Here is an 11,610-nt window from a genome sequence, read left to right as displayed (position 1 = left end):
TGCAGTGCAGTGCAGTGCGCGCGCTCAGGCGGCGCGGCGCAGGGTTTCGGTCAGCGACTCGATGCTGGCGGCCTTGGGTTTGACCAGCCAGAACTTGCCGATGTAATCGCGGAACTCGTCCAGGATCTGCTGCGCCCAGATGCTGCCGGTCAGCTCGCGGTGGCGGCCGATCAGGCGGTGCAGGTGCTGGCGGTAGTTCTCGAAGCCCTCGGCGGATACGCGGTGGATGTCGATCAGCTCGTGGTTGTAGCGGTCGACGAAATCGCGGTCCACGTCCAGCACGTAGGCCAGGCCGCCGGTGAAGCCGGCGCCGAAGTTCAGGCCGACCTTGCCCAGCACCAGCACCACGCCGTCGGTCATGTATTCGCAGCAGTGGTCACCGGCACCTTCCACCACCGCCAGCGCGCCGGAATTGCGCACCGCGAAGCGTTCGCCCGCGCGGCCGGCAGCAAACAGCTCGCCGCCGGTGGCGCCATACAGGCAGGTGTTGCCGATGATCGCGGTGCTGCGGGCCTCGAAGCGCGCGCCGCGCGGCGGACGCACCACCAGGCGGCCACCGGCCATGCCCTTGCCGACGTAGTCGTTGGCTTCGCCTTCCACTTCCAGATGCAGGCCGCCGACGTTGAACGCACCGAAGCTCTGCCCGGCACTGCCGCGGAAGCGCAGTTCCAGCGGCGATTCGGCCATGCCCTGGTTGCCGTGCACGCGCGCCACCGCGCCGGCCAGGCGGGTGCCGATGCTGCGGTCGGTGTTGTGGATCAGGAAGCGGTGTTCGCCGCCACGCTTCTCTTCGATGGCCTGGGCCAGCAGGCCGTCCATCTGCGTAGCCAGGCTGTCCGGCGATTCGTACAGGCGCTGGGCGGCGCAATGGCTGCCCTCGTAGCGGGCGTCGGCCAGCAGGCGCGACAGGTCCACGCGCACGCCCTCGCGCGGTGCCGCTTCGATCTGCCGCAGCAGGTCGGTGCGGCCGACGATCTCTTCCAGCGAACGCGCGCCCAGGTAGGACAGCCAGCCACGAACTTCCTCGGCCAGCAGGCGGAAGAAGTTCTCCACGCGCTCGGGTTGGCCGGTGAAGTGGTTCTCGCGCAGGCGATCGTCCTGGGTGGCCACGCCGGTGGCGCAGTTGTTGAGGTGGCAGATGCGCAGGTACTTGCAGCCCAGCACGATCATCGGTGCGGTGCCGAAGCCGAAGCTGTCCGCACCCAGCAGTGCTGCCTTCACCACGTCCAGGCCGGTCTTCAGGCCACCGTCGGTCTGCAGCAGTGTACGCCCGCGCAGGTCGTTGGCCAGCAGCGCCTGGTGCGCTTCGGCCACGCCCAGCTCCCACGGCACGCCGGCATAGCGGATGGAGCTGACCGGCGATGCACCGGTGCCGCCGTCATGGCCGGAGATGGTGATCAGGTCGGCACCGGCCTTGACCACGCCAGCGGCAATCGTGCCCACGCCGGCGTGGCTGACCAGCTTCACCGACACCAGCGCGGTGGGGTTCACCTGCTTCAGGTCGTAGATCAGCTGGGCCAGGTCTTCGATCGAATAGATGTCGTGGTGCGGGGGCGGCGAGATCAGGCCAATGCCCGGCTTGGCATAGCGCAGCCGTGCGATCAGTTCATTGACCTTGTGCCCGGGCAGCTGGCCGCCTTCGCCGGGCTTGGCACCCTGGGCGACCTTGATCTGCAGCACCTCGGCATTGACCAGGTATTCGGCGGTGACGCCGAAGCGGCCCGAGGCCACCTGCTTGATCTTGCTGCGCCGCTGCGTGCCGTAGCGCGCCGGGTCTTCGCCACCTTCGCCGGAATTGCTGCGGCCGCCCAGGCGGTTCATGGCAATAGCCAGTGCTTCGTGTGCTTCGGGCGAGAGCGCCCCCAGGCTGATGGCGGCGGTATCGAAGCGAGGGAACAGTTCGCTGGCCGGGGCGACCTCGTCCAGCGGTGTTGGCAGGGGGGCCGGTACCAGTTCCAGCAGGTCGCGCAGCGCCGACGGTGGCCGTGCATGCACCGCATCGCAGTACTGCTGCCAGGCACGCGGGTCACCGCTGCGCGCCGCGCGCTGCAGGGTAGTCACCACGTCCGGGTTGTACATGTGGTATTCGCCACCGTGCACGTACTTCAGCAGGCCGCCGACATCCACGCCCTGCTGCGCATCCCAGGCCTGTGCGCACAGCTCGCGCGCATCGGCATCCAGGCGCGCGAAGCCGGCACCGCCGATGCGCGAAGCCGTATCGGGGAAGCACAGCTCGACCACCTCCGGTTCCAGGCCGATGATCTCGAACAGCTGCGCGCCGCGGTAGCTGGCCACGGTACAGATGCCCATCTTCGAAATGATCTTGGAGAGGCCCTTGTAGACGCCCTTGCGGTAGCGGCGGCCGATCTGCGACTGCTCGCCACCCTTGCTGAGCTTGAGGATACCGCGCCGGCCCAGGTCGAACAGGGTCTGGTAGGCCAGGTACGGGTAGACGGCGGTGGCACCGAAGCCGAGCAGGCAGGCCATGTGGTGCGGGTCGCGCGCGGTGCCGGTCTCCACGATCAGGTTGACGTCGCAGCGCAGGCCCAGGCGGGACAGGTGGTGGTGCACCGCGCTGGTGGCCAGCAGGGCATGCACCATCGGTCGCCCGGCCACCGGGTAGCGGTCGGACAGCAGCAGCATCACCATGCCGTCGCGTGCCGCCTGTTCGGCTTCGGCGCAGATGCGCTCCACGCCTGCGCGCAGGCCTTCGTCTTCGCTGTAGGACAGGTCCAGCAGGCGGTTGGCCTGCACGTACTGGTCCATCTTCAGCAGCTGGCGCAGCTTGCGCTGGCTCAGCACCGGCGAGTTCAGGATGACGTGGTTCACCGTCTCCGGGCCGGCATGGAAGATGTTGGTCTCCTTGCCGAGCTGAGTGGACAGGGACATCGCGCAGTCTTCGCGCAGCGGATCGATGGGCGGGTTGGTGACCTGCGCGAACGCCTGGCGGAAGTAGTCGTAGAGCGGACGGCTGCGCTGGCTCAGCACCGCCATCGGCGTGTCATCGCCCATCGAGCCGGTGGCTTCCTGCTCGGTCTCGGCCAGCGGCCGCAGCACCTGCTCCACTTCTTCGCTGCTGAGCTGATACAGCTTGTGATAGCTGCGCAGCGTGCCTTCGTCGAAGGGTTCTTCCACCAGTGACGGGTCGATCAGCTCGGTCTGCAGGTAGGTCACGCCCTGCTGCAGCCACTGCTTGTACGGCGCGCGGCCGCGGTTGATGCGGTCGATGGCCTCCGAATCGAGCAGGTCGCCGCGCTTGAGGTCGATGGCGATCATTTCGCCCGGCCCCAGCTTGCCCTTGCGTACCACGCGCTCGGTCGGCACTTCCCACACACCGGCTTCGGAGGCGACCAGGAAGTGGCGGTCGGCGGTCAGCATCCAGCGCGCCGGGCGCAGGCCGTTGCGGTCCAGGGTACAGACTGCGTAGCGGCTGTCGCAGGCGACGATGCCGGCCGGACCGTCCCACGGCTCGCTGTTCAAGCCGTAGAACTCGTAGAACGCGGCCAGGTCCGGATCCTTGAATTCCAGCGACTGGGTGGCCGGCGGCACCAGGATGCGCAGCGCCTGGATCAGTTCCATGCCACCGGACACCATCAGTTCCAGCATGTTGTCCAGGCTCTGCGAATCCGAGCCGTGCATGGAAATGACCGGATCGAACTCGGCGATATCGAAGCGCGGGGTCTTCCACACCTTGCTGCGCGCCTGCGCCCAACGCCGGTTGCCTTCAATGGTGTTGATCTCGCCGTTGTGGGCGAGCATGCGGAACGGGTGGGCCAGCGGCCAGCACGGCAGCGTGTTGGTGGAAAAGCGCTGGTGGAACACGATCGCGCTGGACGCCAGTTCGCGCCGCTGCAGGTCGGTGTAGAAGCGGCTGAGCTTGTCCGGCAGCACCATGCCCTTGTAGCTGATCGCGTTCGGGGTGAGCGTGGTGACGTAGAAATCGGCGTGCTCGCGCAGCTGCTGTTCGCTGCGGCGGCGGGCCAGGAACAAGGCCAGCGCGAAGCCGGCATCGTCCTGGCCGACGCCGGCATCGACGAACACCTGTTCGATGCGCGGCAGGGTGTCGCGGGCCAGCTGGCCGCACACGCTGTCGTCGGTCGGCACCAGGCGCCAGCCGGCGACCTTGCAGCCCACCGCCTCGATCTGCTGCTGCAGCTGCGCGCGGCAGGCCTGGGCGGCCGCCTCATCGTGCGGCAGGAACACCAGGCCGGCGGTGAAGAGCGCGCCGACGGTGATCCCGGCCTCGCTGGCCAGCAGTTTCAGGAAGGCATCGGGGCGGCGCAGCAGCAGGCCGCAGCCGTCGCCGGTCAGGCCATCGGCGGCGACACCGCCGCGGTGGGTCATGCGCGAGAGCGCGGCAATGGCGGTGTCGACCAGCAGACGCGAAGGCTGGTCGTCGAGCTGGGCGACCATGCCGAATCCACAGGCATCGCGCTCGGAGCGCGGGTCGTAAAGCCCTTGGCGGTTGCGGGGGGCCATCTCTACCTCGATGCGAAATGAAATGAGCGGGGACACTCGTGCCCGCTCATTCCCTGGAGCGCATCGTGAGGCCACCGGATGCCTCGACTAGATCACAGTTGCTGCAACGCCGCAACACACGGTTGCGCGTGCAACCAAAACGCTGGCAAGTGCCTGCCAGCGCAGGGGTTTTTTAGCCGCAGCGAACGCCGCTCACCACGTCCTTGGCGTCCACTTCCACATTCAGGCGATCACCCAGGAATTCCATGGTGGCCACGTCGTTGGGCTTGAGCACGCGCACCTGGCTGGCGCCGGCATCTTCCTGGGCCTGCTTGCCCACCGCATCGGTGTAGGCCTGGCCGACCAGGCTCTGCACCTGGCTGGCATCGCAGGTGCCGGCCGGCGGTGCTTCGGTGGCCTTGCCGGCTTCATCGGCCGGGGCCTTGGCTGCTTCGGCAGCCTGTTGGGCATGGGCGGTCGCCGCATCCTGCTCGTCCATCGACGGCGCCTGGCAGGCGGTCAGGGCCAGCACGGCCGGCAGCAGCAGGGCGGACAGGGATCGGGCGCGGATCGGGAACGACATCAAGGACTCCAGAAAGGGATGGAAGGGTATGCCCCGAGCATAGCCGCGAACCCACCCTCACGTGTTTGTCTTGCGTTATTGACGCGTCGGCTGCACGGCGCTGGCCATGCTGCCCGCCATGCCCACCACCGCCACCCCCGAACGCCAGGCCGCACGCGCCGCCGGCCTGCGCTATGTCGATGACACCCAGCCCGGCATCAGCCGGCGCCGCGCAGGCAAGGGTTTCAGTTACTGCGATGCCGACGGCCACGCGCTGCGCGATGCCGCCACCCTGCAGCGCATCCGCGCGCTGGCCATTCCGCCGGCCTATACCGCCGTGTGGATCTGCGCCCACGCCAATGGCCACCTGCAGGCTACCGGCCGCGATGCGCGCGGGCGCAAGCAGTACCGCTACCACGCCGACTGGGCCGCCGTGCGCGATGCCGGCAAGTTCGACCGGGTGATCGCCTTCGGTGAAGCGCTGCCTGCGCTGCGCCGGCGCCTGGCGCGCGACCTGAAGCATCCCGGGTTCCCGCGCGACAAGGTGCTGGCGGTGGTGGTGGCGCTGCTGGCCGACACCCTGGTGCGGGTGGGCAACGAAAGCTATGCGCAGGAAAACAAATCCTACGGGCTGACCACGTTGCGCAACCGGCACCTGGACCTGCTGCGCGGTGGCCGCGTACGCATGCGCTTCCGGGGTAAATCCGGGCAGTTGCACGAGGTGGTGGTGGGCGACCGCCGTCTGGGCACGCTGGTGCGCGGCATCCAGCAGCTGCCCGGGCAGGCACTGTTCCAGTACCGCGACGACGACGGCGCGTTGCAGCCGGTGGATTCCGGCGCCGTGAACGACTACCTGCGCGACGTGATGGGCGAAGACTTCACTGCCAAGGATTTCCGCACCTGGGGCGGCACCCTGGCGGCGGTGCAGGCGTTCGCCGCTACCGAGCTGCCCGAACCGGCCAGCCAGCGTGCGCTGGCCAAGGCGCAGCGCGAGGTGGTGTGCCAGGTGGCGGCCCGGCTGGGCAACACGCCGGCGGTGTGCCGCAAGGCCTACATCGACCCGTGCGTGTTTGCCGGTTGGGAGCGCGGCGAGCTGGCCTCGCTGGCGGGCCTGCGCGGCCCGCGGCAGTGGGAGCAGGCCACGCTGAAGGTGCTGCGCCGCGCGCGGCGGTTGGCCAAGCGGGGTGGGGCGGCGGCCCCGTAGCGTCGAGCGTGCGCGACGGCTGTTCAATTCGGAATTCTCCGAGGGCGGAGTGTGCGGTAGTTCAAGGATGGGCCTGCGGGCGCTGGATACGCTGGGGCCCTGACGGACCACAAGGACACGGACATGCCCGAGATGGATATCAGCGCTGCAGCCGACGATGTCGTGCGATTGCTGCAGCAGAACCAGGCACGCGCTGCCGCCGAGCAGCTGGAGGTGCTGCGTGAGGGCCAGGCTGCGGTCATCCAGGAGTCACTGGACCGGTACGTGTCGGTTCGCGGGGCGGCGGAGCTGGAAGCGCTGCAGGCCGCTGGGGGTGTTGCCGCCGGGGACAGGGCTATTGTCAGCCCGATGCTGGATCGACTGCGTGAGGCGGCGCGGCCGCCGCGGATGCCAGCGGAGGCGGAAACGGAAGCACTGAGCGAGGCACAGCAATATGATGTCTACGGCAGTATTGTCGCCGTACGCGGGAATGCAGCCGCGCAAGACGCGATGGACACACAGGACCGGGTCATTCTGGGGTTGCGTAACGAAGGTCGCACTACCGCTGAACGCGGCCGAGGTGATTACAACGACCGCATCGTCGTACTTTGGAAGGATGCCGAAGGCGTCCGACATGCCCGTGAGTTCCACGACGCCACCACCGAGCCTACAGCCCAGTACGATGGCCATGCTGCGACGGTGCCACGCAGCCCGGGATTCGAGGACGTGCTTCGGCGAACCAAGATTGAGGGTGAAGACGTCAACGGCGACAGGGTGAAGGATCTCGGCCGCCTGGCCGAGGGGACCACAGAGATGCGCGCCACCACCCATCCGCGCCAAGGCCACCCTGCTGAATTTGCACTGCGCCCCACCCCGGCGGCGGTCGCCGCCGGCACGGGGCGGGTTGAGCGCGACAGCAACGGGGATGGTTGGTTCGATGCACGCGATACCCACGGGGTACAGGACCTCAACGATACCTTCAAGATTCATCGTGGAAGTTCAAGGAACACCGATTCGGCGGGTTGCCAGACCATCGGTGGCGGGAGATACGACGATTTCGTTGATGTCGTGCGTGGTGGGCCGGGACAGAGAAACTGGCAGTACGTACTGACCTCGGTTGCGCCGGGCCAGGTTCGCGAGCTCAGCGGCCAGGATGCTCCTGATACGGCAACGGATGATCCTCGCCTGCCCTCGCATCGTGACCATGCGCTTCAGCAGCAGATCAGCCAGGGCTTGCGTGCAATGGGCGGCCGTTACTCCGAGCACGCGGAAGCGTACAGTCTGGTCATGCTGCATGAAGCGAAGGCTGCGGGCTTGACGCGAGTGGATCAGGTGGTGGCAAGCAACGCGACCGGTGTGCGGGCGGCCGGCGAGACCTTGTTCCTGGTGCAGGGCAGCCTGACTGATCCGGCGGCGCACCGGGTTGGCGTGAACGCGGCGGAGGTTATGGAAACCGGTGTAGAGGCCAGTCTTCGGCAACTCCAGCGCCAATCGCAGGAACAACAGGAACAGGCACAATCCAGAAATGCGCCTGCGCAGCAACAGGACGCTCCAGCAATGGGAGGACGCTGAGCCATGCAATGTCGCCACTTGATCCCATCGCCTGTCGTGCTCATGCTGATGGCTTGCAGCGGCTGCGCCGCTGCCAGCGAGCGCCCGTTGGCGTCACATCACTCGCCCGTCGGGGAAGCTGCATCGACGGCAGGGGAGATTGATCACGGTTTACCGGCGTTGCCCGGCGCAAGCGGCAGCTCGGGTTCCGGGGGGAGTTACGGCCCGTTGCCGGCACACGCCAAGCAGGTGCTGACAGGGCTCGGGTGCCGTCTGGACGACACGGCCAAGGCGCGGGTGCTCCATGTACCCGGTGCGGGTGGGCGTCAGGATGTGATGGTGACCGACATCAGCGGATCGGCTTTCCACTACTGGCTCCGATCATTCTCTGGCAGTAGCGACAGCACCGGCTACCTGCTGCAACTCAAAGGCTGTCCTGCCTCCACGGTCGGCATGCGCGCCTACATCGCCAAGGGCGGCGCCGCGCCGCAGGACGTGACTGCAGCGGTTCTGGCACAGAGCGCATTTCCCGACGCCGCCGCGATGGCCACGTACGCCAAGGCAGGGGTGAGCGAGATGTTCGCCCTGATCGAGCAGCTGGGCACCGTTCCAGTGCTGCGCTGGATTGCCGAACCGGACCCTGATCGCCCCATTGAAGAAGACGCCCGCACGATTGACCGTGGCAATTTCGTGCATGGCGGCTTCCTGGTATGGGAAGGGGATCGCTTCACGTTCCACTGGACGATCCCGACTGCGATGTGGCCATGCCGCCGCTACCCGACCATTCCCTGCAGCCATGACCCCTTCGTAAAGGGGCCGTAGAGGTACTCCGAAGCGTCGGGCTTTTTCGACGGCTGTCAGCCGCAGTAGATGGCGGTGATGTTGTTGGTGCGCCCGGTCTCGATGGTCAGGCGATCACCGCCTTCGCTTGCCGCGCCCGCCGCGGGATCGGCGTTGCCGCTGGCCGTGTTGCCGCTGTGCTCGCGGCTGCCACGGGTGACCTGCACGTTCAGGCTGTCGCTGTCCACGCGGGCGCGTTCGACGGTCATGTCGGAGGCGGCCAGCCCGACCGCGCCGCGCACCATGTCGGTGTGGCACTGACCGGAAATCACGCCGTCGATGGGCTGGATCTGGGCCACCGGGCTGCTGCTGCAGGCGGCCAGGGCGAAGCAGACGGCGGCGGTGGCAATGGCGTGCTTCATGGGGACGTTCCTGATGTGTGTCGTTGCTGCAGGGTGCGACGACACGCGTGGTGGCGGAATGAAGCCGTGCACGCGATGGATACAACGCGCTCACTGCGGCCAACCGCCCCGAAAGGGACACTGCACGAGCGGCGCCCGCCGCCCCCGGTAGCGCCGGCCTTTGGCTGGCGGCCCCTTACCCTCCCGAGGAGACCTGCATGGCCACGACCAAGACATTGCCCGCCCGCCGCAAGGCATCGCCCAAGGTGCGCAAAGGCAGCACCGCGACGAAGCCGGTTGCCGACAGCGATCGCCCGCGCGTGGTGAAGACCGCCACCCGCAAGGCGGCGGGCAGCGACCCGCGCGCGGCACGCGTGGCGTCGCGGCAGCGGCGGCTGCAGGACCAGGAGAAGGCCAAGGATGCGCGCGCCACCAAGAAGGCGGCGAAGAAGACCGCCACCCAGGCCGGCGCGCGCCGGCAGCCGGAAACCATGCCCGCCCAGCATCTGCCCAAGCCCGGCCTCGAACACGCGCTGGAACTGGCGCCGCGCTTCCTCGCCCCCGACTACGTGGGCAGCGGCAAACTGCAGGGCGTGCGCGCGATCATCACCGGTGGTGATTCCGGCATCGGTCGCGCGGTGGCGGTGCTGTTCGCCCGCGAGGGCGCCGATGTGGCGGTGCTGCATCTGGACGAGGCCGAGGATGCGGACATCACCCGCCAGCATGTGGAACGCGAAGGCGGTCGCTGTGTGGTGATCGCCGGCGACGTGCGCGATCCGCGCTTCTGCAACAAAGCAGTGAAGCAGGTGGCCAAGGCCTTTGGCGGCATCGATATCTTGGTCAACAATGCCGCGTTCCAGCTGCATTGCCAGCGTCTGGAAGATCTGGAAGACGCCCACCTGCAGGAAACGCTGCAGACCAATATTGGCGGTTACATCCAGATGGCGCGCGCGGTGCTGCCGCATCTGGGCGAAGGCGCCAGCATCATCAACACCGGCTCGGAAACGGGCATCTTCGGCAGCAAGGCCTTGATCGACTATTCGGCCACCAAGGGGGCGATCCATGCCTTCACCAAGGCACTGGCCAGCCAACTGCTTCCGCGCGGCATCCGGGTGAACTGCGTGGCGCCGGGGCCGGTGTGGACGCCGCTGAACCCCGCCGACAAGCAGGCGCAGGACGTGGCCGAATTCGGCAAGGACAGTGATATGGGCCGCCCCGCGCAGCCGGAGGAGCTGTCGCCTGCGTATGTGTTTCTGGCGTCGCCGGCCTGCGCCAGCTACATCAGCGGGGTAATCCTGCCGGTGATGGGTGGGCCGCGGGGGTGACTGGGCAAGGACGCATTTACCTCGCGCCGCCGCTACCCACAGCTACGCTTCCATGCAGAACGTCATTCTGCGGGAGTCGTCGAAGTGAAGAGCGGAAACCAGGACGCTGCCAACGCTTGACCGATCATCTCTCGCCATATGCAAGGAAAGGGCCGTCGTATCCCGCTCGCCTGGGTCCACGCCATGAACTTCGTAGTGGGTTCCATATTCATCAGTGGTGTCATCAAACGCACAGTCGAATATCCAGTTATCGCCTGCTTCGTCAATGGCCAACATCAATCTGGGGACGTCGTAGAACTCCCGGTAGTCCCGAATGGTGAACCGTCCGGTAGGCATCGCCCTTTGTGCCTTTGCTGATCGCAACATGACAACCTTGAGTTCGGAATCGACGGATACCTGATGGTTGAGTACCGTACACGACCTGGATAGCGGCTGGGTGCGGCTATCCTCTGGGCACTCGCACGAAGAATCGGGTCCATATGGACGGCACCGTCGAATACCTGTGGCTGCGGCCGGGCGCCGAACCTCCCGAACGGGACCGCAGGCCGCTGCGCGCCATTGTCGCCGTCGAATCCGCTGTGGATGCGAACTGGCGGGCGCTGCTGAGCCAGTGGTTGGTGCGCAGCGGATGCCGTTACATGATGGCCTGGGGCACGGAGTGCAGCCGTTGGGACGATGCCATGGATCTGGCGTCACTGGATGACCCGGACGCCGGCTTCGTGATTACCACCTGGCATGAACACGAGACGTTGGCGGAGGTGTTCGCGTTCTGTGCCATCGCCCAGCACCCCGCGCTCGAGCTGCGGCATACGTTGCTGCTGCATGTGGCGGAGATTGCCGACCCGCAGCGAATACTGGCGGTCCTGCCGGTGATGGGCGGGCCGCGCGGCTAGCGAATGGGAACGTTGAGGCACGGGGTCAGAGCCCTTTCGCTTGCGAAAGGGATCTGACCCCTGTGCAGTCCATTAAAGATTGACGCTGATTTCCAACAAAGTTTGTCGCCCCCCCCCCGCCGGCGGCACCCTCATAGTCCAAGTAATTGATTCTATTAACGTTATATGAGGCCCTCGGCTGTAGGGCCACAGTCTTAGCTCTTCAAAAGCGGGGCGAGGTCCACAGGTCCAGTATTGCCTTCTGAAGGAACAGGACCACGTGCCGCTCGCTCTGCTCTCGGCATGCGAGAAAAAGTGAGAAGAGGTCGACATGGCAGCTGGGGCCAGCGAGAGCTGCAGGCGGCACGCGCCAGAGCTCGATTTCATCAATTCCTACAGTGCCTTGGCCGGGTTGAAGCTGACACGCAATGATGTCCCCCGCGTCTTCGTGAAAGACGGCCAGCCGCCGTGTGGCTGG

Annotated in this window: 8 protein-coding genes; 5 read left to right on the top strand and 3 right to left on the bottom strand. The window is 66.8% G+C overall.

The features are described from left to right. Nucleotides 1-24: 24 nt before the first annotated feature. Together gltB and AC06FA_RS14715 are read right to left on the bottom strand one after the other, a co-directional pair. Entirely contained in the window at nucleotides 25-4,479 is a 4,455-nt protein-coding gene (gene gltB, locus AC06FA_RS14720; RefSeq protein ID WP_478068959.1) for a glutamate synthase large subunit, read from the bottom strand. Nucleotides 4,480-4,651: 172 nt separating this feature from the next. Further along, nucleotides 4,652-5,041, bottom strand: coding sequence for an I78 family peptidase inhibitor (locus AC06FA_RS14715; RefSeq protein WP_108751744.1), 390 nt, complete (start codon nucleotides 5,039-5,041; stop codon nucleotides 4,652-4,654). Nucleotides 5,042-5,159: 118 nt separating this feature from the next. Between AC06FA_RS14715 and AC06FA_RS14710 the strand changes: the two genes are divergently transcribed. From AC06FA_RS14710 to AC06FA_RS14700, 3 genes are all read left to right on the top strand, one after another. Continuing rightward, complete coding sequence (locus AC06FA_RS14710; RefSeq protein WP_478068986.1) at nucleotides 5,160-6,224, top strand: DNA topoisomerase IB; 1,065 nt, start codon at nucleotides 5,160-5,162, stop codon at nucleotides 6,222-6,224. Nucleotides 6,225-6,347: 123 nt separating this feature from the next. After that, a complete protein-coding gene (locus tag AC06FA_RS14705; protein ID WP_478068958.1) occupies nucleotides 6,348-7,775 on the top strand; it encodes an XVIPCD domain-containing protein in 1,428 nt (475 codons plus the stop codon). Between the two features lie 318 nt (nucleotides 7,776-8,093). After that, nucleotides 8,094-8,576 (top strand): hypothetical protein, encoded by a 483-nt coding sequence (locus tag AC06FA_RS14700; protein ID WP_478068957.1) that lies wholly within the window; start codon nucleotides 8,094-8,096, stop codon nucleotides 8,574-8,576. 35 nt (nucleotides 8,577-8,611) lie between these two features. On the opposite strand, the gene AC06FA_RS14695 is transcribed toward AC06FA_RS14700, so the two are convergent. Then, complete coding sequence (locus AC06FA_RS14695) at nucleotides 8,612-8,956, bottom strand: putative periplasmic lipoprotein (RefSeq protein ID WP_108747990.1); 345 nt, start codon at nucleotides 8,954-8,956, stop codon at nucleotides 8,612-8,614. A gap of 197 nt (nucleotides 8,957-9,153) precedes the next feature. Between AC06FA_RS14695 and AC06FA_RS14690 the strand changes: the two genes are divergently transcribed. After that, nucleotides 9,154-10,260: an SDR family oxidoreductase gene (locus AC06FA_RS14690; RefSeq protein WP_478068956.1), complete on the top strand. Its 1,107-nt coding sequence runs from the start codon at nucleotides 9,154-9,156 to the stop codon at nucleotides 10,258-10,260. 479 nt (nucleotides 10,261-10,739) lie between these two features. Further along, entirely contained in the window at nucleotides 10,740-11,153 is a 414-nt protein-coding gene (locus AC06FA_RS14685; RefSeq protein ID WP_478068955.1) for a DUF7684 family protein, read from the top strand. The last annotated feature ends 457 nt before the right edge of the window (nucleotides 11,154-11,610 follow it).

Source organism: Stenotrophomonas sp. Steno-C17 (genome assembly GCF_056393165.1).
Note: the sequence above shows the minus strand (reverse complement) of the source record. Positions and strands in the feature narration are given on the sequence as shown.

Excerpts from the sequence above, each read along its gene's own strand:
- gltB (WP_478068959.1), bottom strand. The coding sequence starts at position 4,479 with ATGGCCCCCCGCAACCGCCAAGGGCTTTACGACCCGCGCTCCGAGCGC.
- AC06FA_RS14715 (WP_108751744.1), bottom strand. The coding sequence starts at position 5,041 with ATGTCGTTCCCGATCCGCGCCCGATCCCTGTCCGCCCTGCTGCTGCCG.
- AC06FA_RS14710 (WP_478068986.1), top strand. The coding sequence starts at position 5,160 with ATGCCCACCACCGCCACCCCCGAACGCCAGGCCGCACGCGCCGCCGGC.
- AC06FA_RS14705 (WP_478068958.1), top strand. The coding sequence starts at position 6,348 with ATGCCCGAGATGGATATCAGCGCTGCAGCCGACGATGTCGTGCGATTG.
- AC06FA_RS14695 (WP_108747990.1), bottom strand. The coding sequence starts at position 8,956 with ATGAAGCACGCCATTGCCACCGCCGCCGTCTGCTTCGCCCTGGCCGCC.
- AC06FA_RS14690 (WP_478068956.1), top strand. The coding sequence starts at position 9,154 with ATGGCCACGACCAAGACATTGCCCGCCCGCCGCAAGGCATCGCCCAAG.
- AC06FA_RS14685 (WP_478068955.1), top strand. The coding sequence starts at position 10,740 with ATGGACGGCACCGTCGAATACCTGTGGCTGCGGCCGGGCGCCGAACCT.